Annotated in this window: 19 protein-coding genes; 10 read left to right on the top strand and 9 right to left on the bottom strand. The window is 69.2% G+C overall.

All coding sequences use genetic code 11. From position 1 onward, the window contains the following. Positions 1–16: 16 nt before the first annotated feature. Together BGP17_RS11440 and pepN are read right to left on the bottom strand one after the other, a co-directional pair. Entirely contained in the window at positions 17–502 is a 486-nt protein-coding gene (locus BGP17_RS11440; RefSeq protein ID WP_167300381.1) for a methylated-DNA--[protein]-cysteine S-methyltransferase, read from the bottom strand. 72 nt (positions 503–574) lie between these two features. Beyond that, a complete protein-coding gene (pepN, locus tag BGP17_RS11435) occupies positions 575–3,163 on the bottom strand; it encodes an aminopeptidase N (RefSeq protein ID WP_167300382.1) in 2,589 nt (862 codons plus the stop codon). Between the two features lie 120 nt (positions 3,164–3,283). Here pepN and BGP17_RS11430 point away from each other — a divergent pair, with 120 nt between their 5' ends. The 4 genes from BGP17_RS11430 to BGP17_RS11415 all read left to right on the top strand — a co-directional run bounded on the left by BGP17_RS11430 (position 3,284) and on the right by BGP17_RS11415 (position 9,144). After that, positions 3,284–4,972, top strand: a complete 1,689-nt coding sequence (locus tag BGP17_RS11430; RefSeq protein ID WP_286712009.1) for a M28 family metallopeptidase — start codon at positions 3,284–3,286, stop codon at positions 4,970–4,972. Between the two features lie 2 nt (positions 4,973–4,974). Continuing rightward, complete coding sequence (locus tag BGP17_RS11425; protein WP_286712008.1) at positions 4,975–6,582, top strand: M20/M25/M40 family metallo-hydrolase; 1,608 nt, start codon at positions 4,975–4,977, stop codon at positions 6,580–6,582. After that, positions 6,579–8,213 (top strand): M28 family metallopeptidase, encoded by a 1,635-nt coding sequence (locus BGP17_RS11420; protein WP_286712007.1) that lies wholly within the window; start codon positions 6,579–6,581, stop codon positions 8,211–8,213. The genes BGP17_RS11425 and BGP17_RS11420 overlap by 4 nt, the downstream gene beginning before the upstream one ends. 118 nt (positions 8,214–8,331) lie before the next feature. Beyond that, positions 8,332–9,144, top strand: coding sequence for a Rossmann-fold NAD(P)-binding domain-containing protein (locus BGP17_RS11415; protein WP_286712006.1), 813 nt, complete (start codon positions 8,332–8,334; stop codon positions 9,142–9,144). Here BGP17_RS11415 and BGP17_RS11410 read toward each other — a convergent pair. The 6 genes from BGP17_RS11410 to BGP17_RS11385 form a co-directional block, all read right to left on the bottom strand. Next, complete coding sequence (locus BGP17_RS11410) at positions 9,054–9,971, bottom strand: DMT family transporter (RefSeq protein WP_286712005.1); 918 nt, start codon at positions 9,969–9,971, stop codon at positions 9,054–9,056. The two genes, BGP17_RS11415 and BGP17_RS11410, sit on opposite strands and share 91 nt — an antisense overlap. A 166-nt stretch (positions 9,972–10,137) precedes the next feature. Next, on the bottom strand, positions 10,138–11,139 hold the full coding sequence (locus BGP17_RS11405; protein ID WP_167300387.1) for a threonine aldolase family protein: 1,002 nt from the start codon (positions 11,137–11,139) through the stop codon (positions 10,138–10,140). A 90-nt stretch (positions 11,140–11,229) separates the two neighbouring features. After that, positions 11,230–12,231, bottom strand: a complete 1,002-nt coding sequence (locus BGP17_RS11400; RefSeq protein WP_286712004.1) for an alpha/beta fold hydrolase — start codon at positions 12,229–12,231, stop codon at positions 11,230–11,232. A gap of 52 nt (positions 12,232–12,283) precedes the next feature. Then, positions 12,284–14,416, bottom strand: a complete 2,133-nt coding sequence (locus tag BGP17_RS11395) for a transglycosylase domain-containing protein (RefSeq protein WP_380926322.1) — start codon at positions 14,414–14,416, stop codon at positions 12,284–12,286. Between the two features lie 270 nt (positions 14,417–14,686). After that, positions 14,687–16,273 carry a serine hydrolase gene (locus BGP17_RS11390; protein WP_286712002.1) on the bottom strand — a complete coding sequence of 529 codons (1,587 nt, stop codon included), beginning with the start codon at positions 16,271–16,273 and terminating at the stop codon, positions 14,687–14,689. 72 nt (positions 16,274–16,345) lie between these two features. Continuing rightward, positions 16,346–16,912: an HNH endonuclease gene (locus BGP17_RS11385; RefSeq protein ID WP_086127452.1), complete on the bottom strand. Its 567-nt coding sequence runs from the start codon at positions 16,910–16,912 to the stop codon at positions 16,346–16,348. A 98-nt stretch (positions 16,913–17,010) separates the two neighbouring features. On the opposite strand from BGP17_RS11385, the gene BGP17_RS11380 reads away from it, so the two are divergent. The 6 genes from BGP17_RS11380 to egtD all read left to right on the top strand — a co-directional run bounded on the left by BGP17_RS11380 (position 17,011) and on the right by egtD (position 21,878). Next, positions 17,011–17,973, top strand: coding sequence for a glutamyl-Q tRNA(Asp) synthetase (locus BGP17_RS11380; protein ID WP_286712001.1), 963 nt, complete (start codon positions 17,011–17,013; stop codon positions 17,971–17,973). 9 nt (positions 17,974–17,982) lie between these two features. Further along, positions 17,983–18,216 carry a twin transmembrane helix small protein gene (locus BGP17_RS11375; RefSeq protein WP_086127450.1) on the top strand — a complete coding sequence of 78 codons (234 nt, stop codon included), beginning with the start codon at positions 17,983–17,985 and terminating at the stop codon, positions 18,214–18,216. A 55-nt stretch (positions 18,217–18,271) separates the two neighbouring features. Beyond that, entirely contained in the window at positions 18,272–18,907 is a 636-nt protein-coding gene (locus tag BGP17_RS11370) for a LysE family translocator (RefSeq protein WP_286712000.1), read from the top strand. Positions 18,908–18,972: 65 nt separating this feature from the next. Beyond that, entirely contained in the window at positions 18,973–19,518 is a 546-nt protein-coding gene (locus tag BGP17_RS11365; protein ID WP_167300392.1) for a cob(I)yrinic acid a,c-diamide adenosyltransferase, read from the top strand. Positions 19,519–19,570: 52 nt separating this feature from the next. Further along, positions 19,571–20,845, top strand: coding sequence for an ergothioneine biosynthesis protein EgtB (gene egtB / locus BGP17_RS11360; RefSeq protein ID WP_286711999.1), 1,275 nt, complete (start codon positions 19,571–19,573; stop codon positions 20,843–20,845). Between the two features lie 55 nt (positions 20,846–20,900). Next, positions 20,901–21,878, top strand: coding sequence for an L-histidine N(alpha)-methyltransferase (gene egtD / locus BGP17_RS11355; protein ID WP_167300394.1), 978 nt, complete (start codon positions 20,901–20,903; stop codon positions 21,876–21,878). 101 nt (positions 21,879–21,979) lie between these two features. Here the strand turns inward: egtD and BGP17_RS11350 are convergent, their stop codons facing one another. Beyond that, positions 21,980–22,657, bottom strand: a complete 678-nt coding sequence (locus tag BGP17_RS11350; RefSeq protein WP_286711998.1) for a queuosine precursor transporter — start codon at positions 22,655–22,657, stop codon at positions 21,980–21,982. Positions 22,658–22,702: the final 45 nt, after the last annotated feature.

The raw sequence follows: 22,702 nt of genomic DNA, 5'->3' as shown, positions 1-22,702 counted from the left end.
GGCGAACGCTCCCGCGTCAACCGGCGCGGCGCTCCAGCGCGAGCAGATATTCCTTGGCGTCCAGCCCGCCTGCGAAGCCGGTGAGCTTGCCGGTCGACCCGATCACCCGGTGGCACGGGGCGACGATCGAGATCGGGTTGCGTCCATTGGCGGCACCGACGGCACGCGACGCTTTCGGGCGGCCCAGCTTCGCGGCGATCTCGCCATAGGAGCGCGTCTCGCCAAAGGGGATGGCCAGCAGTTCGGCCCATACGCTCTTCTGGAAGTCGGTTCCCCGGAAATCCAGCGGCAGGTCGAAGCGGGTGCGGGTGCCGGCGAAATATTCGCGCAGCTGGGTCTCGGCCGCCATCAGCACCGGATGCCCGGCATCGCCGGCCGCTTCGCCCAGCTTCACCCGATCGGGCGAATCATTCTCCCAAAGGATCGCGACGAGGCCCTTGTCGCTTGCGACGAGGGTGAGTTCGCCGACGGGCGAGGGAACGGTCTTGGTCGACAAGGTCATGCTGTGTCTCCTTACCCTGCCGATATGGACGGCGGCGCCGGGAATCGCTTCCCGCACCTTGTCGCCAAAGCCTCAGTCCAGCGACTTGCTCGCCTGCTCGAACATATCCTTGCTCAGCCCCGGCGTGGCGATGATCCGCTCCAGCTCGGCGCGCATCCTTGCCGCACGCGCCGGATCGAAGCGCTTCCACCGGCCGAGCGGCGGCACCAGCTTGGCCGCGGTCTGCGGATTGAGCCGGTCGAGCGCGATCAGCTGGTCGGCGACGAAGCGATAGCCGCGGCCCGAAGGATCGTGGAACGCCCGCTGGTTGACGCTGAACGCGCCGATCAGCGCCCGCGCCCGGTTTGGGTTTGCGAGCGTGAAGTCCTTGTGCGCGGCCAGTGCCTCGACGGCCTGCGCGGCATCGTCGCGCGACGAGAGCGCCTGGGTCTGGAACCATTTGTCTAGCACCAGCGCATTGCCCTGGTAGCGCTGGTAGAAGGCCGCCAGCGCCGCCTCGCGCTTGTCCGAATTGCCGTTGACCAGCGTGGTCAGCGCGCCCTGGCGATCGGTCATGTTGTCCGCCGCCTCGAACTGGCCGAAGGCAAGCGCGGCGGCGTCGTCCGCTCCGCTCGCGGCGATATAGCCGAGCGCCACCGTCTTCAGGCGCCGCGCGCCCTTGGCCGCCGGCGAATATTCGAAGCGATTGGCCTGTGCCCCGTCATAGGCGGCGCGCCATTCGCTCTCCAGCGCCGTGCCCAGGTCCGCGCGCAGCGCCTCGCGCGCCGCGAAGATCGCGTCGGGATCGACCATGCCCATCTGGTCGCCGATGAAGCTGTCCGACGGCAGCAGCACGGCTTCGGCGACGAATGCCTTGTCGAGTGCCGAATCGAGCAGCGTGTTCCGCACCGCCTCGATCACTGCGGCGTGCTCGCCCTTGCCGCTCGTCACCGCGGCGACCAGCGTGTCCAGCATCAGCTGCTGCATCGCCTCGTAGCGGGCGAAGGGATCGTCGTCATGCGCCGAGAGGAAGGCGAGGTCCTTTGCCGTGCGGTTGGTCTCGACGATCACGGGGGCGGAGAAGCCGCGGTTGATCGAGAGCACCGGCGGCTCGGACAGGTTCTCGAACAGCATCTCGTGCGCGGCGTCCTTGAGCAGGACCAGCTGCTCGTCGCACATCGGCCGCCCGGTGATGCCGCCGAACAGCTTGAGCCTGAGCGGCAGCACCATCGGCTCCTTGGCCGGCTGGCCCGGCGTCGGCGGCACGGTCTGGGCGAGCCTGAGGCGGGCGCGGCCGCCTTCCTGGGCCAGATTGGCCGAGACGCGCGGCGTGCCCGCCTGGCTGTACCAGCGGCGGAACTGGGTGAGGTCCACCCCGCCGGCCTCCTCCATGCAGCGCACGAAGTCCTCGCAAGTGGCGGCGGTGCCGTCGAACCGGTCGAAATACAGGTCGGTCGCGGCGCGGAACTTCTCGCGGCCCAGGATGGTCGACATCATCCGGATCACTTCGGCGCCCTTGTTGTAGATGGTCGCCGTGTAGAAGTTCGATATCTCGATATACTCGTCCGGGCGCACCGAATGGGCGAGCGGGCCGGCATCCTCGGGGAACTGGCTGGCGCGCAGGCCGCGGACATCCTCGATCCGCTTGACTGCCTTGCTGCCCTGGTCGCCCGAAAAGCTCTGGTCGCGGAAGACGGTGAAGCCTTCCTTCAGGCTGAGCTGGAACCAGTCGCGGCAAGTGACGCGGTTGCCCGACCAGTTGTGGAAATATTCGTGCGCCACCACCGCGGCGATCGCGTCGTAATCATAATCGGTGGCGGTGTCGGGATCGGCAAGGATGTAGCGGCTGTTGAAGACGTTCAGCCCCTTGTTCTCCATCGCGCCGAAGTTGAAGTCGTCCACCGCGACGATGTTGAACACGTCGAGATCATATTCGCGGCCATAGACGGTCTCGTCCCAGGCCATCGACAGCTTGAGCGCGTGCAGCGCGTGATCGGTCTTGGGCAGGTCGCCCGCGCGCACCCAGATGCCGAGATCCACCTTGCGCCCGCGCATCGTGGTGAAGACGCCCCTGTTGGCGACCAGGTCGCCGGCCACCAGCGCGAACAGATAGCTCGGCTTGGGGAAGGGATCGTGCCACTCGGCCCAGTGGCGCCCGTCGCCCGCATCGCCCTGCGCGATCGGATCGCCGTTCGCCAGCAGCACCGGGAAGCGCGCCTTGTCGGCAGCCATCCGCACCTTGTATTTCGAGAGCACGTCCGGCCGGTCGGGGAAGAAGGTGATGCGGCGGAAGCCCTCGGCCTCGCACTGGGTGCAGAGCATGCCCGACGAGGCATAGAGGCCCTGAAGCTGGGTGTTGCGCTCGGGCGCGATCGTCACGACCGTCTCGATCTCGTGCGCGTCGCCGGCAAGCGGGATCACCAGGTCCGGGCCGTCCATCCGCCAGCCCTCGGCCTCGGCGCCGTCCACCTTCACGCTCTCCGCCGCCAGCCCGTCGCCGTTCAGCACCAGCGGCCGATCGTGCGCGCCGCTGCGCTCCACCAGCAGCGTGGCGCGGACCCGGGTCGCCACCGGATCGAGATCGAAGTCGAGCGCGATCTCGGGAACCGTCCAGTCGGGCGCGCGATAGTCCTCGCGGCGAGTGACGTGCGGAGTCTGCGGGGCGTTGGAAGCGTCTGCCATGATGCCTCGGATATAGGGGCAAGCTCGGCGCTCGCCACCTTGAAAATCTGCCGGCTTGCGCCTGCGTCAAGCCGTGCTACCGAAGCGATATACCGAGTTGCCGCCGAGAGGTTCCCCCACATGATCCGCACCACCACGCCGCTGGCCCTTGCGCTGATGCTGGCGCTGCCCGCTTATGCCCAGAACGCGCCGGCGCCTGCGCCCGCCCCGGCGCTCACCGCCGCAGAGCGCAATGCGATCGTCAATGCCGAGCTGCCCGCCGACCAGGCGGCGCTCAAGAGCCATGTCATGTTCCTCGCCGCGGATGCGCTGAAGGGCCGCGAGGCCGGCAGCCCCGAGTTCGAGATCGCCGCGCAATATGTCGTCTCGCAATTCTATGCGGCCGGGCTGAAGCCGGCGGGCGACGAGGGCGGCTATCTGCAGAAGGTCCCGCTGGTCAGCGCCAAGCTCGACGGCCCCGGCACGATGACGGTGACGCGCAAGGGCGGCGCGCCGGTCGCGCTCGAATTCGGCAAGGACTTTGTCTCCTCGGCCAATCCCGAGACGCCCAGCTATGCCGTCACGGCGCCGGTGGTGTTCGTCGGCTATGGCATCGTGGGCCAGGGCCGCGACGACTATAGGGGCGTCGACGTGAAGGGCAGGATCGTCGCCTATTTCGGCGGCGCGCCCGAGAGTTTCCCCGGCGAGGTCGCCGCGCATTTCTCCAATCCCGCCGCCAAGGCGGAGATCGCGGCGAAGCATGGTGCGATCGCCACGATCACGCTCGAATCGCCGCACACCGTCAAGGCGCGGCCCTTCAGCTTCTATGCCAATGCCGCGGCGCGGCCGCGCTTCACCTGGGGCAACCCCGACGGCACCGGCCATATCGCTGCGCCGGGCACGCCCTCGGCCGGCACCGTCAGCCTGGTCGGCGCCGAGAAGCTGTTCGCGGGCGCCAGACAGAAATGGGCCGATATCGCCAAGGCGGCCGCCGCGCCCGACGCGGTGTTCAAGGCAGAGGCGCTGCCGGTGACCGTTAGCGTCGCCGCCAAGACCGCGCTCACCCCGGTGAAGAGCTACAACGTCGCCGGCATGCTGCCGGGCAGCGATCCCGCGCTGTCGAAGGAAGTCGTGGTCCTTTCCGCGCATCTCGACCATATCGGCGTCGGCCGGCCCGACAAGACCGGCGACACGATCAACAACGGCGCGCTCGACGATGCCGTCGGCATCGCCTCGCTGATCGAGGAGGCCAAGCGCTTCAAGACGGCGGGCACGAAGCCGCGCCGCTCGATCCTGTTCCTGGCGGTCACCGCCGAGGAGAAGGGCCTGGTCGGCTCGGACTATTTCGCCAACAACCCCACCGTGCCGCTGTCGAGCATCGTCGCCGACGTCAATCTCGACATGCCGATCATCACCTACAAGTTCCAGGACATCATGGTGTACGGCGCCGGCCATTCGACGCTGGGCCCGATCGTCGAGCGCGCCGGCAAGGCGATCGGCGTGCCGCTGTCCGACGATCCGCTGCCGGGCGAGAACATCTTCGTCCGCTCGGATCACTACAACTTCGTTCGCAAGGGTGTGCCCTCGGTCTTCCTCTGGCCCGGTGCGGGCGGCCCCGGTCGCGCGGCATATGATGACTTCATGAAGAACCATTATCACCAGCCTTCGGACGAGATCGGCCAGCTGCCGGCGATCGACTGGGAGTCCGGCGTGCGCTTCGTCGACGTGAATTATCGCATCGCCCGCGAGATTGCCGATGGCGAGCAGCGACCGGTGTGGAACAAGGGCGATTTCTTCGGCCTCACCTATAACGGTCCGGGGGCCAAGTGAGCATGAAGCGCGCACTTCTCCTCGCAGCGACTCTGCTCGCCGCCGTTCCCGCCTTCGCCCAGAATCTCGACAAACAGGATCTGGACAGGGACGCGGCGGCGCTGAAGGCGCATGTCCAGTTCCTCGCATCCGATGCGATGAAGGGCCGTGACACGGGCTCGCCCGAACTGGCCATCGCCGAGCAATATGTCGCGGCGCAGATGCTCGCGGCCGGGCTCAAGCCTGCGGGCGTGAACGGCACCTGGCTCCAGCCGGTGCCGCTGGTCGCCTACAAGTCGGCCGGCCACGGCACGCTCGTGCTTCGGCGTGGCGAAACGTCGATCCCCCTCGAATGGGGCAAGGACTATATCGCCCGCCCCACGCCGAGGACGCCGAAGGTCGCCGTGTCGGGCCCGGTGGTCTTTGTCGGCTATGGCACCGAGGAGGAATATGCGGGGCTCCAGGCGAAGGGCGCGATCGTGGCGATGCTGCGCGACGCGCCGCGCGGCCTGCCCAGCGATGTCCGCGCGCATCTCGCGCAGCCCGAGGAGAAGATGCGCGTCGCGGCGGCGCATGGCGCGGTCGGCGTTCTCCTGATCGAGAGCAACGCCCGTCACGCGCTCCGCCCGTTCGCCCAGGTGGTCTCCTTCGCGGAGAGCGAGGCGATGACCTGGTCGGACGGTGGCGCTGCGGCGGGCCCCGCCGCGCCGGCCTTCGCCTATCTGGGCTTCGACGGTGCCGCCAAGCTGTTCGAAGGTTCGAAGATCAAATGGGACGCCGTCCTGGCGGCGGACAAGGTGGGCGGGAAGATCGCGCGCGGGGCGCTCGCCGTATCCGCCACGGGCACCGCCGAGACTGCGCTGCGCAAATTGGCGGCGGACAATGTCGCCGGCCTGCTGGAAGGGACGGACAAGGCGGGCGAATATGTCGTCCTGTCGGCGCACCTCGATCATGTCGGCGTGGGCGAGCCCGATGCGACGGGCGACAGGATCTATAACGGCGCGATGGACAATGCGGTCGGCACCGCCGCGATGCTCGAAGTGGCGCGCCGCTTCCAGGCCTCCGGCAAGCGGCCGCGCCGTTCGATTCTGTTCGTCGCAGTGACGGCGGAGGAGCAGGGCCTGGTCGGCTCGGAATATTTCGCCGCGCACCCGACCGTGCCGGGCCGATCGATCGTCGCCAATGTCAATCTCGACATGCCGATCCTGACGTATGATTTCGTCGATCTGGTCGCCTATGGCGCGGATCGCAGCTCGGTCGGAAAGCTGGTGGAGGCGGCCGCCGCCGCGGAGGGAGTCAGGCTGGTTCCCGATCCGGAGCCGGACCAAGCCTATTTCGTCCGCTCGGATCATTACAGCTTCGTCAAGGCGGGCATCCCCGCGGTCTCGCTCGATCTGGGGCCGGGCGGTCCGGGCGCGGCGGCGACGAAGGAATTCCTCGACAAGCATTACCACCAGCCTTCGGACGAAGTGGGGCTGATCGACTGGAAGCAGGGGCTGCGCTTCGTCGGCCTCAACTATGCGATCGCTCGCGCCATCGCCGATGCGGAGGCCAGGCCGGTGTGGAACAAGGGCGATTTCTTCGGCACGCTCTACAAGGGGCCGATGGCCCAGGGACCTTCGGAAAAGTGATCTTCCGCCGTTTCCTCCTCGCCGCGGCGGCGCTGTTCGCCGCGCCGTTCGCCCAGGCGCAGACCGCGGCCCAGCCGGCCGCCCAGCTTCCGCCCGAGCAGGCGGCGCTGAAGGCGCATGTCCAGTTCCTCGCCTCCGATGCGCTTCGCGGGCGCGAGGCGGGAACGCGCGACTATGACGTGGCGGCCGAATATGTCGCGGCGCAGATGCTGGCGATCGGCCTGGTGCCCGGCGCGGCGGGAAGCTGGTTCCAGCCGTTCAAGCTGGTCTCGTACAAGCCGGCCGAGAAGGCGAAGTGGAGCCTGGTGCGCGGTGCGATGGAAATCCCGCTCCAGTTCGGCATCGACTATGTCAACACGCCGGCGCCCGCCACGCCCGACTTCAAGGCCGAGGGCGGCATCGTCTTCGCCGGCTATGGCATCGTCTATCCCGAAGGGAAGCGCGACGATTACAAGGGGCTCGACGTGAAGGGGAAGATCGTGGCGATCCTGCCCGGCGTGCCCCAGGGCCTGCCCAACGAAGTCGAGGCGCATTTCGGCGACGACGAGCAAAAGGCGGCGATCGCGCAGCAAAAGGGCGCGGTGGCGGTGATCGTGCTCGAATCGCTCGCCCAGCGCGAGCAGATCCCCTTCGAGGCGATCGTTCCCTATTACGACTATGAACGCACGACCTGGGCACGGCCCGACGGCACTGCCTTTGCGACCGCGCCGGGCGCCCCGCCGGTGGGCTATGTCGGCCCGGCCGGGGCGGAGAAGCTGTTCCAGGGGGCGAAGATCCGCTGGGCCGATGTGCTCGCCGCGCAGCGCAGGGGCACGCGGGTCCCTACCGGCGCGCTCGCGGGCACGCTCAGGGTTGCGAGCAAGACGCGGCTGGTGACGCAGGCGACGCGCAACGTGGCCGGGCTGATCCCGGGGACCGATCCGTCGCTCAAGGCGGAATATGTCGTCCTTTCCGCCCATCTGGACCATGTCGGCGTGGGGGATGCGGTCAATGGCGACCGCATCTACAATGGCGCGATGGACAATGCGATCGGCGTCTCGACCATGCTCGAGGTCGCCCGCAAGTTCGTCGCTTCGGGCGAGAAGCCCCGGCGCTCGATGCTGTTCGTGGCTCTGGCGGCGGAGGAGAAGGGGCTGCTCGGCTCGGACTATTTCGCGCATTATCCGCCGGTGGCGAAGGACCGGCTGGTCGCCGACGTCAACATGGACATGCCGATCCTCACCTATCCGCTGGTCGATGTCGTCGCGCTGGGGGCCGAACGCTCCAGCCTGGGCCCGGTGATCGCCGCGGCGGCGGCTGGCGAGGGCCTTGCCGTCGTCCCCGATCCGAGCCCCGAGGAGATGTTCTTCGTCCGCTCGGATCACTACAGCTTCGTCAAGTCCGGCATTCCGGCGGTCTCGATCGATACCGGCCCGGGCGGGCAGGGAGCGGAGGCGCAGAAGAGATTCCTGGCCGAGAACTATCACAAGCCCTCGGACCAGATCGATTTGCCCTTCGACTGGAACTCGGCCGCCAGATATATGCGCCTGAACTATGCCGTCGCCCGCGCGCTCACCGATGCGCCGGAACGCCCGCGCTGGAACAGGGGCGATTTCTTCGGGGTGCGGTTCGGGGGATATGGGGCGCAGTGACGTTCCGATCCTCCCCGCGCGGTGGAGGGGTGGCGCGCCACCGGCGACATCGCTCGCGGAAAATGCCCCTCCGCCGGCGTCGCGCGTCCTCCTGCCTCCCCAGGCGAGGGCCTAGGAAATGCGTCTCCTGATCTTCGGCCCCGGCTATACCGCCATGCGCCTGGTCGCGCGGCTGGCCGGCCGGGCGGAAATCGCCACCGTTGCCCGCGAGACCTTCGCCGGCCGCGCGGGCGACATCGCGCGCGCCACGCACATCCTCTCCACCGTCCCGCCGGGCGAGGACGACCCTGTCCTCGCAACCTATGGGAGCGAGATCGCCGCCTCCCGCGCCTGGATCGGCTATCTCTCCTCGACCGGCGTCTATGGCGACACCGGCGGCGCCTGGGTCGACGAGACGGCGCCCATGGGCACCGGCCGCCGCATCGCCCGGGCAAGGGCGGACGCCGCCTGGCTGGCGCTTGCCGGCGCGCATGTGTTCCGCCTGCCCGGCATCTACGGCCCCGGCCGCTCCCCGCTCGATCGCATCCGCGCCGGCGCCGCGCCGCGGATCGACCTGCCGGGCCAGGTGTTCAGCCGCATCCATGTCGACGACATCGTCGAGGGCGTGATCGCCGGCTTCGCCGGGCCGCCCGGCGCCTATAACCTGGCCGACGATCGCCCCGCTCCGCAGAGCGACGTCATTGCCTATGGCTGCGCGCTGCTGGGGTTGCCGGTGCCGCCGATGGTCCCGCTGGAGCAGGCGGGGCTAAGCCCCCAGGCCCGCGCCTTCCATGCCGAGAATCGTCGCGTCGCGAACGGCAAGGCGAAGCGGGTGCTGGGCTGGCGGCCGCGCCATGCCGATTACCGGTTGGGCCTGCGCGCCCTCAGCGCCACCACCAGCCCCGCGAGCACCAGCCCCGCGCCGCCCTCCGCCAGCGCGGACCAGCGATAGCCTTCGAACAGCGTCGAGAACAGCATCGCGATCACCGGGATCAGCACGCTGGTATAGGCTGCCTTGGCCGGGCCGATCGTGCGGATCAGCCGGAAATAGATGCTGAAGGTCAGCGCGGATCCCAGCACGCCGAGATAGAGGATGCCGCCCGCATAGCTGGGCCGGGGATCGAATGCCGGCGGCCCCGCGGTGGCGAGCGCGAACAGCCCGTCGATCGCCGCCCCGCTCAGCATCGCCCAGCCCAGCATCGTCGCCATCGGATAGGCCTTGGCCGTATCGGTCGCCTGCATGATGTTGGCGATCGAGGCGCACAGGACGCCGGCCAGTGCGATGACGATGCCGAGCAGGGCCTGGGCCGGGCCCACCGGGCTGAGCCGCGCTTCGTGCAGGAACAGCAGGGCGACGCCCGCCATCGCGATGGCCGAGCCGATGATCAGCTGGCGTCCCATCTTCTGCCCGAGGAAAATCCGCGCCATCACTGCATTGGGCACCAGCAGCAGCGCATAGACCACCGCCACCACGCCCGAGGTGATGTGCTGCTCGGCGCGATAGACGAAGTTGAAGTTGAACACGAACTGCGCGAGCCCGAGCAGGACCGCGAAGCGCACGCCCCGCGCATCGAGCCGCAGCCCGTCGCCGCGCAGCGCCGCCCAGGCCAGCATGGTCACTCCGGCCACCGCGAAGCGATAGGTGACCGACCAGCTCGGCGGCACCACCGAGAGCTGGTCGCGGATCACGATCCAGGTCGATCCCCAGATCAGCGTGACGATCGCGAAGGGAACCAGGACGGAGAGGCGGGCGGATTGCGGGGCGGGTGCGGCCGTCATCAATTCCTTCCCCCGCTTGCCGGGGGAAGGGGGCCGCGCCGCGAAGCGGCGTGGCGGAGGGGGCGCCGCGATCCGGCGGCGACTCGCTGTGCTCCTGCACCACCGGCTCCGCCGGCGGTTCCCTTCCCCGACACAGGCCCAGGGAGGATTTCAGGGGAGCCCGTCCTCACAGCGCCGCGATCGCATCGGCCAGCGGCCGTATCGCTTCCTCGGCCTGGTCCCAGCTGATCACCAGCCGCGCCTCGCCCACGCCCCAGTCGTAGAAATCGAAGCCGAGCGCGCGCAGGCGCGCCGCTTCCTCGGCGCGCATCTTCAGGAACACCTCATTGGCTTCGACCGGGTGCACCAGCCGGTCCCCCGCCGCCCGGGCGAGCAGGCGCGCACCGGCATTGGCCGCGCGGGCGTTCTCGAGCCACAGGTCGTTCTCCAGCATCGCCAGGATCTGCGCCGCCAGATAGCGGCCCTTGGAGGAGAGCAGCCCCGCCCGCTTGCGGCGATAGAGCGTCGCCTCCGCCAGTTCGGGCCGGAAGAAGATCAGCGCCTCGGCGCTCATCCCGCCATTCTTGACGAAGCCGAAGCTGAGCGCGTCCACGCCCGCGCGCCAGGTCAGGTCGCCGGGATGGCAGCCGAGATGCGCGACGGCGTTGGCGAAGCGCGCGCCGTCCATGTGCAGCCCGAGCTTGCGCTCCTTCGCCAGCGCCCCGATCGCCGCCACTTCGCCCGGCGTATAGGCCAGGCCATATTCGGTCGCGTTGGTGATCGAGACGGCATGCGGCTGCACCTGGTGCACGTCGGGACGGATCGGATCGATCACCGCGCGGATCGCATCGGGCGTCAGCTTCGAGCCCGGGCCCTCGCCGGCCAGCAGCTTGGCGCCGTGCGTATAGAATTCCGGCGCGCCGCACTCGTCGACATTGATGTGCGCCTCGCGGTGGCAGACCACGCCGCCATAAGGCGGGCAGAGCGCGGCCAGGGCGAGGCTGTTCGCCGCGGTGCCGGTCGGCACCCACAACGCGCGCACCTGCGTGCCGAACAGGTCCGAAAAGGCGCCGTCGAGCGATTGCGACCATCTGTCTCCGTCATAGGCGGTGTCGAGCTGGTTCACGCTTGCCAGCGCGGCGAGCACTTCGGGGCAGACTGCGGCGGCGTTGTCGGAGAAGAAGCGCATGGGAGGTCCATGCTGGGGGTGCCGGGCGGCGTCAACAGCGCAACCCAGAATCCGCCTTCAAGGACGAGGGGAGAATCTTGGCCCTGCCCTTCAGGGGCGCGCGAAATGCCGCCGGAGGAAGTTCGCGATGGCGCCGTCCACCGCCGCACGATCCTCCAGCAGCCCGTGGCCCACGGCGTCCAGCGTCACGACGTCGCCTCCGAGAAAGGACGCATATTGCGCGGCGTTGGCGGGCGGCATGAAATCACAGGAGCCGCGGAGAATCAGCACCGGGAATCTGCCCGGCGCGATGTTCGCCGGCTTCACCTTCGCCACGCTCGCGGAGACGAGGCGCTGGACATAGAGATTGCCTCCGCCGGGCAGGGCCGGCGGGGAAATGCCGGATCCCTTGCACAGGAAGCCGTCGGCCAGCTGGCTGCCGACGAAGTCGTCGAAGATCCTGCCGGCATCGGACTGGCTAAGCCGGCTCTCGGCGGCGGCGCCTTTGCCGTCGATCAGCGCAGCGGCGCTCTTCATTTCCCGGGACATGACGACCGGAGCCCTCTCGGTTCGCGAGAAGTCGCGTTCCACGGTCGTTCCCGGGAAGGTTCCGGGCGACGTCAGCACCAGGGCTGCGACATGCTCGGGATATCGTGCCGCGTAAGCAGTGGCGAGCGAGGCGCCGAAGGAGTTGCCCCACAGGATAAGCCGGCCCGCATTGAGATGGACGCGATAGGCCTCCAGGTCTGCGATCTCTCGCTCGAACGAATATTCCGCGGCGGGAAGCCGTTCGGAAACGCCGCCGCCCGCGCGATCATAATAGGCAGTCGTAAAACCCGCGCGCCGAAAGACGGCGCCTTCGTCGATGCGTCGTTGCTCGGTGTAGAGGCCGGGTCCGCCGTGAACGAAGACCACGATGGCCTGCTGCCGGGGGGACGCCTCGCCGCGTACGATCCATTCGCCGACATTCGAACCCGTCGACAGGTGGACCTTCGCGGCGCCGTCTCGAAATCCGGAGACCTGGGCCCATGCCGGCACCATCGAAAATGCCGCCAGGGCGACGACCCACCAGCCCCGCCGGAATCGGATCGACGGTACCCACAAGTGAAACATCCGATTTCCTCCGGCACTGCTGGAGCGTCTTGTATCGATACGATGATGGATCCTACCGCTCCTCGCCGCGCCGGTCGTCCGGCCGGAAGCGATCCGGCGGAGGCGGTCCGTCCGGTGCCTGCTCGCGGCGGGGGCGTCGCCCGGGCGCCTCGCCCGGCCGGCCGAGGATCGGCGCCTCGCCCTGCGCGTCGGGGTCGACGCCTTGCGGCACCACCTGGGTCTCGATTCCCGTCCCCTGGATGAAGTCGCCCACGCCGTTCAGCACCTCGTCCAGCGTCACGTCGTTGCCGTCGGGCTCGGTCGTCGGCTCGGGCGGCGGGATGCGCAGGTCGAGCGCCCGGGTCATGAAATCGCGCCACACCCGCGCGGGCAGGCCGCTGCCCGACAGGCCCGGATTCGGCGAATTGTCGTCATTGCCCAGCCACACGCCGCAGACGATGCCGCCGGCATAGCCGATGAACAGCGCGTCGCGATTGTCCTGGGTGGTGCCGGTCTTGCCATAGGTCGGGATCGGCAGCGCCGCGCCGCGCCCGGTGCCGTCCTCCACCACCGTGCCGAGCAGGCTGCGCAGGTCGTCGAGCTGGCGCCCGTTGAAGCGAGTGGGCCCGCCCAGCCGCTTGGCCAGCCAGTCGCTTGCCGCCTCGTCGTCGCTCAGGCCCTGCGGCCGTACCGGATAGGCGCCATTGGCCACCGCGGCATAGGCGGCGGTCAGCTCGAGCAGCGATACGGTGGAGGTGCCGAGCGCGATCGAGGCGTCGTCGCCGATCGGCGTGGAGATGCCCAGGTCGCGCGCCGCCCGCGTCACTTCGCGCACCCCCAGCTTCTGGGTCAGCCGCGCGGCGACGACGTTCGAGGATTTGGCGAAGGCCTGGCGCAGCGTGATCTTGCCGGCATAGCTGCCATGCGAATTCTCGGGCTTCCAGTCGCCGATCTGGACCGGGCTGTCGTCCACGATCGTGTCGGGGTCCATGCCGCCGCGCAGCGCCGCCAGATAGACGAACAGCTTGAAGGTCGACCCCGGCTGGCGCCGCGCCTGGGTGGCGCGGTTGAACGGGCTCTCGCCATAGCTCTTGCCGCCCACCATCGCGATCACCCGGCCGTCCGGATGCATCGCCACGATCGCGATCTGCGATTTCCTGAGCCCCGCGCCGCGCACCGCCCGCTCGGCGGCCTGTTGCGCGTTCAGCTCGAGCGTCGTCTGCACCGTCTGCTCGGTGCCGACGCCGCCGGCGCGGTCGCGCGCCTGGGGCAGCACCCAGTCGGCGAAATAGGTGCCGTTGGGCAGGTCTTCCTTCGACTTGCTGACGTGCAGCACGCCCGGCCGGATGGCATCGGCCCGCGCCTTGGTGATCAGGCCGGCATCCACCATCGCGCCGATCACCAGCTTCTGCCGCTCGCGCGCGCCCTTCAGGTTGCCGGTGGGGGCAAGCCGCGAAGGCGCCTGCACCAGCCCGGCCAGGAGCGTCGCCTGGCTCAGGGTCAGGTCCTCGGGCTCGGTGCTGAAATAGTGCCGCGCGGCGGCGCGCAGGCCATAGACATTGTCGCCGAAATAGACGTTGGAGAGATAGCGCGAGAGGATTTCGTCCTTGCTCAGCCAGGCCTCGAGCCAGAAGGCGATCAGCACTTCCTGCGCCTTGCGCCCGAAGGTGCGCTGCGAATTGAGGAAGGCGTTCTTGGCGAGTTGCTGGGTGATCGTGCTGCCGCCCTGCGAGCCGCCGCTCTGGGTGACGTTGTGCACGAACGCGCGCAGGATGCCGCGCGGATCGACGCCCCAATGGCTGTAGAAGCGCCGGTCCTCGATCCCGACGAACGCGTTGCGGACATGGGCGGGCAGCTTCGTCGCGTCCACCGGCTCGGCGATCACTGCGCCGCGCCGCGCGATCGGCTTGCCTTCGGCGGAGAGCAACGTGATCGAGGGCGGCGCCGGCGGCTGCAGCGACTTGGAGAGCGGTGCGGTGAGCGCCAGCCAGGCGACCGCGAGGAAGAACAGCAGGATGAAGCCGGCGATCGCCCAGCTCGCCCAGCGCAGCCAGTTCCGCCTCCGGACCACCACCGGCAGGTTGGTGGTGTAGCCGCCGGCCGGGAGCGGCTCGGCATGGCCCGGCTGAATCGGCGGCGGTGGCGGAGGGGCGGGCGGCGGCGCCGCGCGGCGCCAGCGCGGGGCATAGTCCCCGGGCGGGGGCATGCCGCCGGAAAGCTCGAGCGGCGGCTCCTGCCGCTGCGGCCGCACGCGCTTGAGCGCGTCGCCCACGATTCCCTCGAGCGAGGGCGGGCGCCAGGCGCGCGGTTCCGGCTTGGCCGCCGGAGCAGGCGTCGGCTCGAAATCGTCGCCGGACCGGCGCAACGGAAAACGGACGTTCCTCGGATCGTTCCCGTCAGCCATCAGTCGTCGATTCCGCCGCTCGCATGGCGCCCTTTTAGCGCAGCATCTGTATTACTACAATAATACAGTTGATTACGGCACCGGCACGAAGGCGAGGTGCTGATAGTCGTAGCTGAAGTCGGCGAGCGGCGAGAGCGGCTTCATCGTCACGCCGGCCACCTTGCCGTCCTTGATCTCGAAGCTGACCACGGCATCCTCGCCGGCATCCTTGGCGAAGCGGGTGCGGAAGCTGTCCGGCCCCCAGGGCTCGAGCGGGCTCTTGAACACGGGAGTCGGCACGAAGTCGATCCACAGCCTGCCGCTCTTCTGGCCCACCACCACGTCGCCATACCAGGGGTCGCGATAGCGCCCGGCATAGCCGGCGAGCGGCAGCGAGGGGCCGCCGGCCGGCGCCTTGTCCACGCCGCCCTCGACGCTCGCTAGCGCTTCGTCCTGCGCCGCCTTCTGGCGGGTGCGATAGCTCGACACCCAGTCGAACGCCGGGGCGTCGATCAGCCGGTCGAGGATGGCGTTGCGGATCGCGGCGGAGACGCTCTCCTCGACATTGCTCAGCACCGAGACGCCGATGCCGCGCGACGGGAGCATCCCCGAATAGGTCACCTGGCCGGACAGTCCGCCGCTGTGCTGGATCATGCGCATGCCGCGATAGTCCTGGACGAACCAGCCGAGCGCATAGGCGGCGAGCACCGCCCGCGCCGGATTGCTCTCGGTCGGCCCGTCGCTCGCCGCGGTGATCGTCTGCGGCTTCCACATTTCCTTGGCCTGTTCCGGCGACCAGAGCTGCTTGCCGTCGGGCAGCTTGCCCTGCGCCAGCTGCACCTGCAGCCATTTCGCCATGTCGGCGATGCTGGCGTTGATCCCGCCGGCGGCGTCGACCATCGGGCCCTCGTCGGGCTGCACCACTTCCAGCTTGCCGATCCCGCGCACCGGGGGGCCCAGGCGCGCGTGCCGGCCCGCGACATTGTCGGTGCGGAGCGATCCGCGCGATCCCACCGCGTCGGCCATGCCGAGCGGCGCGAACAGCCGCGCCTCGACGAACTTGTCCCAGGCCATGCCTGCCACGCGCTCGATCAGCAGGCCTGCGACGATGTAGAGGATGTTGTCATAGTCATAGCCCGCCCGGAAGCCGCGTGCCGGCTTGAGGTGCGGCAACGCGTTGAGCACGTCGGCGGCGACATGGCTGCCGGCGGGGAAGAACATCAGGTCGCCCGCGCCGAGCGGCAGGCCGGAGCGGTGGACCAGCAGGTCGCGCACCGTCATCATCTGCGTGACGGCGGGATCGGACATGCGGAACTCGGGCAGGTGCTTCACCACCGGGTCTTCCCAGCCCAGCTTGCCCGCATCGACGAGCAGCGCCAGCGCGGCGGCGGTGAACGCCTTGGAATGGGAGGCGATGCCGAAGCGCGTGTGCACGTCCACCGCGCCGGGCTTGCCGAGCGTGCGTACGCCATAGCCCTTCACAAAGGCGGGCGCGCCGGGACGGACGATCGTCACGGCGATGCCCGGCGTCTCGAACGCGGCCATGAAGGGCTGGACGATCGCGTCGACCGCGGCTTCGTCGAGCGTTGCCGCCAGCGCCAGCCGCGGGAAGGCGGCAACGGTCGCACCGCCCAGCGAAAGTGCCAGCGCTGTGCGCCGATCGATGGTGAAACCGCTCATGCTATCTCCCCCGGAACAGGTCGTTACGGAGAGATGCTAACGCCCTCGGCCCTGTGCGGTCCAGAGCGTGCGTCAGGCCAGCAGCTCCACGTCCCAGTAGAGCCAGTCGCGCCAGGTCTCGTGCAGATAATTGGGGGGGAAGCGCCGGCCATGCTCCTGGAGCTGCCAGCTGGTCGGCCGGATCGGCTGGATGTGGAGGGGCATCGCGGCCTGTTGCGGCGTGCGCCCGCCCTTCTTGAGGTTGCATGGGGCGCAGGCAGTCGCGACATTCTCCCAGGTGGTGCGCCCGCCCTGGGCGCGGGGAATGACATGGTCGAAGGTGAGGTCGCGCTGGGTCCCGCAATATTGGCAGGAGAATTTGTCGCGAAGGAACAGGTTGAAGCGCGTGAAGGCGGGGAATTGCGAAGGTTTCACATATTGTTTGAGCGCGATGACCGAAGGGAGCTTCAGCCTCGCGCTGGGACTTCGCACTTCCCGCTCGTAATAGGAGACGACGTCCACCCGTTCGAGGAACAGCGCCTTGACCGCAGTCTGCCAGGGCCACACGCTCAGCGGGTAATAGCTCAGGGGCGTATAGTCCGCGTTGAGCACAAGGGCGGGGCAGCTGTCCGGATGGCGGATCAGATCGGGATGATACATGCGCTCCCTCGCCCAAACTATGGTGCCCCGCCTCTCGCCGAGAAGCGTGACGCGCTGATGACAGCATATGCCGCGACTCGCGGTCAAGGGCCGGTTTGATGGTTATCCACACGCGATTCGCGCCGAGCCCGACGGGGCGCCTGCACCTGGGCCATGCCTGGTCGGCGATCCAGGCGCACGATCACGCGCGGGCGCATGGCGGCCGCTTCACCCTGCGCATCGAGGATATCGACGGCACCCGCTCCCGGCCCGAGCATGTCGAGGCGATCCTGCGGGACCTCGAATGGCTCGGCCTGGGCTGGGACGGGGCGGTGACCTGGCAGTCCCGGCGCCTGCACCTGTACGAGGCGGCGCTCGGCCGGTTGCGCGGGCAGGGCCTGCTCTATCCCTGTTTCTGCACCCGCGCCGACATCGCCGCGAGCCTCACCGCGCCGCACGGGCCCGAGGGCGCGCTCTATCCCGGCACCTGCCGCGGGCGCGAAGCGCCGGACCTGCGCCGGCCGCATTGCTGGCGGCTGGACATGGCAAGGGCGCTTAAAATCCTCCCCGGAACGGGGAGGGGGACCGCCGGCGAAGCCGGTGGTGGAGGGGGCGTGCCGCGAGCTATTCCCGATGAGGAGCGCCCCCTCCACCAGCCTGCGGCTGGTCCCCCTCCCCGTGCCGGGGAGGATCTATGGTGGCACGACGCCCATGCCGGCCGGGTCCGGGCCGATCCCGCCGCCGCCGGCGACGTCGTCCTCGCTCGCAAGGACGCACCCGCCAGCTACCACCTTGCCGTCACCGTCGACGACGCCGCCCAGGGCATCACCGATGTCGTGCGCGGGGTGGATCTGTTCGCGGCCACGCATGTCCACCGCCTGCTCCAGGCGCTGCTCGGCCTGCCGACGCCCGAATATCGCCACCACCCGCTCCTGGCCGGCCCGGACGGCACCCGCCTCGCCAAGCGCCACGGCGCCCCGAGCCTGGAGGCGATGCGGCTGGCGGGCGAGGACGGCCGCGCGCTCGCCGAGCGATTGCGCGCGGGGCAACTGCCGGTTGGCATCGCCGCGACAGGGGCGTAAGCTGTCCGGATGTTCTTCCTCGCCATCCTGCTCGTCGCCGCGATGTTCGCGACCCTGTTCGTCCTCATCAAGGGACTGGTGAACATGGCAGGCACCACCAGCCAGGACCTGGAGGGGCATGGCGACGGCCCGAGCCCGCGCGCGCTCAAGTCGCAGAAGCTGATGCAGCAACGCATCCTGCTCCAGGCGGTGGCGATCGCGGTGGCGGCGATCATCCTCTTCGTCATGTCGGCCAAGGGCTGACGCGCCGGGGCCCGCGGGCCCCTTCCCAAGACCCCCGATCGCGAAGGTCCGCGCGATGACACTCCAGACCTGGTGGCTTTTCGTCATGGCCGTGTTCCTGCTCTCGGGAACGCCCGGCCCCAACATGCTCCACATCCTCCAGCGCAGCGTCGATTTCGGCGTGCGGCGCACCGTGGCGGCGATGGCGGGCTGCCTGGCCGGGCTGATGACGATCCTCACCGCTTCCGCCGCCGGCCTCACTGCGCTGCTGCTCGCCATCCCCGGCGCGTTCGAAGTGCTGCGCTGGCTCGGCACCGCCTATCTGGTCTGGCTCGGCATCAAGGCCTGGCGCGCCGATCCGACGCCGCTCGATATCGGCAACGACCAGACGCTCGCCGACAGGCGCCTCACCCCGGCCCAGCTCTTCCGCGGGGGCTTCGCGATCAGCATCTCCAATCCCAAGGCGCTGCTCTTCGCCGCCGCCTTCTTCCCCCAGTTCGTGAGCGCCGCCGCGCCCAAGCCGCCCCAGTTCGCGATCCTGGTGCTCACCTTCGCGGTGGTCGAATGCTTCTGGTACGCCGTCTATGCGCTGGGCGGGCGCGGCCTGGCCCGCCATCTCGCCCGGCCCGCGCTCAAGAAATGGTTCAACCGGCTGACCGGCACGATCTTCATCGGCTTCGGCCTGCTGCTGCTCCGCTCGAAGCACGCCTGAATTCCTTCGCCGGCAAGCCAGGGGAGGAATTGAGAAGCCTCCGCCGCCGGCGTAGACCCGTCCCCATGGTCAAGCTCAACAAGATCTACACGCGCACCGGCGACGACGGCACCACCGGCCTGGTCGACGGCTCGCGCATCTCCAAGGCCGATGCCCGCATGGCGGCGATCGGCGATGTCGACGAGGCGAACTGCGCGATCGGCGTCGCCCGCGCCACGCTTGGCCATCATGCGTTCGGCGGCATGCTGGCCCATATCCAGAACGACCTGTTCGACCTCGGCGCCGATCTCGCCACGCCGGACGAAATCGAAGGCGCGCTGCGCATCACTCCGGCCCAGGTGACCTGGCTCGAGGAGCGGATCGACCATATCAACTCGGCGCTCGCGCCGCTGACCAGCTTCGTGCTTCCCGCCGGGGCGCCGGGCGCGCCCGAGCTCCACCTCGCCCGCGCCGTCACCCGCCGGGCCGAGCGCGCCGCCGTCGCCGCCGGCGCGGCCGGCCTGCCGCTCGCCTATCTCAATCGCCTGTCGGACCTGCTCTTCGTCGCCGCCCGCGCAGTGAACCAAAGCGAGGCGGGCGACGTTCTATGGGTGCCGGGGGCGTCCCGCTGACCTATATTTTCTCCGGTTGACGGGCGGAGGCCTGTTGGATTAGGAGAACATAATGCGAACGGAAACGGGATCGGTGCCGGCTTCCAGCGCCCTGGGCGCGAAGTTCCACCGTACCCGCGCGCTGAGCGAGGCGCTGGTCCGGCCGCTCTCCGATGCCGATGCGACGCTCCAGTCGATGGACGATGCCTCGCCCGCCAAATGGCATCTCGCGCACACCACCTGGTTCTTCGAGACCTTCGTGCTGCGCGATCACCTGCCCGGCTATGCGCTGTTCGACGCGCGCTGGCCCTTCTTGTTCAACAGCTATTACGAGGCGGAGGGCCAGCGCCATGCGCGCCCGCGCCGCGGGATGCTGTCGCGCCCCGCGCTGGACGAGATCCTTGCCTGGCGCGCCCATGTCGACGCCGCGCTTGCCGATGCGCTGCCCGATCTTCCGCCGGCGGCCCAGGCCCTGGCGCTGCTCGGCTGCAATCACGAGGAGCAGCATCAGGAGCTGCTGCTCACCGACATATTGCACCATTTCTCGGTCAATCCGCTCGAGCCGGCCGTCTGGCAGGGCGCGCCCAAGGTGCCGGTGGCGATGCCCGGCCCGATCGGCTGGATCGCGGGGCTGGAGGGCCTAGTCGCGGTCGGAATCGCGCCGACGGAGCGGCCGGACGCTGGCTTCTCCTTCGATTGCGAGGGACCCCGCCACCAGGCGCTGCTCGCGCCCCACGCCATTGCCGATCGCACCGTCACCAACGGCGAATGGGCCGGGTTCATCGCCGATGGCGGCTATCGCGACTCGCGCCACTGGCTGTCGGACGGCTGGGCCTGGGTGCAGAAGGAAGGCGTGGAGGCGCCGCTCTACTGGCGGCGGGAGGGGGAGGGCTGGACGCGATTCGGGCTCGACGGCCGCCGCCCGGTGGATCCCGCCGCGCCGGTCACCCATGTCAGCTTCTTCGAGGCGGATGCCTATGCCAGCTGGGCCGGCGCGCGCCTGCCCACCGAGTTCGAATGGGAAGCGGCTGCCGCGGCGCACGATCCGGCGGGCGGCAACCAGCTCGACGCCGCCGGCCCGGTCGAGCCGCGCCCCGCGGCGGGCGGCCCGGCCTTTTTCGGCGATGTCTGGGAATGGACGGGCAGCGCCTATCGTCCCTATCCCGGCTTCCGGCCGGCGGCGGGCGCGGTGGGCGAATATAACGGCAAGTTCATGAGCGGCCAGTTCGTGCTGCGCGGATCGTCCTGCGCCACGCCGCGCGGCCATTCGCGCGCCAGCTACCGCAACTTCTTCTACCCCCATCAGCGCTGGCAATTCACCGGCGTGCGCCTGGCGAAGGACCTGTGAGGGGGTTCACGCCTCACTTCCCTCGCTGTCGTCGAAACAGAAAGGCCGGCCAGTCATGTTGAAGCAGGAACTCGAAGACGGCCAGACCAGCCTGGCCGATCCGCATTTCCGCGCCGACGTGCTGAGCGGCCTCGCCGCGCGGCCCCGCGCCATTCCCGCGCGCTGGTTCTACGATCGCCGCGGCTCCGAGCTGTTCGAGGAGATCACTCGGCTCCCCGAATATTATCCGACCCGCACCGAGACGGCGTTGCTGCGCGAGACCGGGCCCGAGCTCGGTGCGCTCGCGGCGCGCGGCGCGGCGGTGGTCGAGTTCGGCTCGGGCTCCTCGGTGAAGACGCCGCTGCTGCTGCGCGCCATCGATCCCGCCGCTTATGTGCCGATCGACATTTCCGGCGATTTCCTCCGCCAGTCCGCCGCCGAGCTGGGCCAGGCCTTTCCGGGCCTGCCGGTCCATCCGGTCGAGGCCAATTTCCTGCGCCCCGTGCCGCTGCCCGAGCAGGTGGCGGGCATGCCCAAGCTCGGCTTCTTCCCGGGCTCGACGATCGGCAACATGCAGGCCTTTCACGCAGTCGACCTGTTGCGCGCGATGCGCGACTGGCTGGGGGAGGGCGCGCGGCTGCTGATCGGGATGGACCGGGTGAAGCCGGCGGACGTGCTCGTCCCCGCCTATGACGATGCCCAGGGGGTCACCGCGGCGTTCAACCGCAACCTGCTCGCGCGGATCAACCGCGAGCTCGGCGGCACGATCCCGGTCGAGGCGTTCCGCCATGTCGCATTGTGGAACGACGATGCCGCGCGGATCGAGATGCATCTGGAGGCGGTGCGCGACGTGGAATTCACTGTCGACGGGCGTGCCTTCGCGATGGCCGCGGGCGAGACGATCCACACCGAGAACAGCCACAAATATGGCCGCAACGGTGCCCGCATGCTGCTGCGCGCGGGCGGCTGGACACCGATCCGCGAATGGACCGATCCCAAGGACTGGTTCGCGCTGATCCTTTGCGAGGCCCAGCCGCTGCGGATGGCGCCATAGGCCGGAGCCGGGCATCAACCCTTCCGCCACCTGCCTCCGCCATCCCCGCCTTCGCGGGGACGGCGGGGATATGTCGAGGGTTTGGCTGGGTCCCCAGAGCCTCAGTTCAGCCCGCGCCGCCCGTCGAGCATCCGGCCCAGCGCCACGAACAGGTAGATGGCCGGCGGCACCAGCACCACGCTCAGCACCACCTTGGTCAGCATCTGGCCGACCAGCAGCTCGCCGATCGGGAACACGCCGTAAAAGGCGACGGAGATGAAGATCAGCGTGTCGGCGATCTGGCTCAGCACCGATGCGATCGCCGCCCGCAGCCAGAGCAGGCTCCCGCCACCGCTCTTGAGCGCGGAGAAGATGGTGACGTTCAGGATCTGCGAGATGCCATAGGCGATGATTCCGCCCAGCCAGATGCGCGGCGTGCCGCTCATCATCAGCTCGAAGGCGTGGAGCCGGTCGGGCTCCATGCTCGGCGAGGCGGGAAGGCTGAGGACGAGGATCGACAGCAGGACCGAAGTGACCAGGGGCACGAAGCCCAGCAGCACCAGCCGCCGCGCCGTGTCGGGCCCGTGCAGCTCGGCGACCGCGCTGGAGACGGAGACGAGCAGCAGGAAGGCGAAGATGCCCGCCTCCACCGCGAGCGGGCCCACGCCCACCCAGTTGCCGATCTGCGAGATCGGCCCGAGCGCGACCTGCTTGTTGCCGAGCACGCCGGCGATGCAGACCATGCCGCCGTAGAAGATCGAGAGGAAGAAGAGCGAACGCGGGATGCGAATGGTGTCCATGGCCGGACGCTAGCGGGAAATGTCTGCGCCGCAAGCCCCGGCGCC

The sequence above is a fragment of the Sphingomonas sp. 67-41 genome (assembly GCF_001899725.1).
Taxonomy (GTDB): Bacteria; Pseudomonadota; Alphaproteobacteria; order Sphingomonadales; family Sphingomonadaceae; genus Sphingomonas; species Sphingomonas leidyi.
The sequence above is the reverse complement of the archived record's forward strand: the minus strand, read 5'-3'. Positions and strand labels throughout refer to the sequence as shown.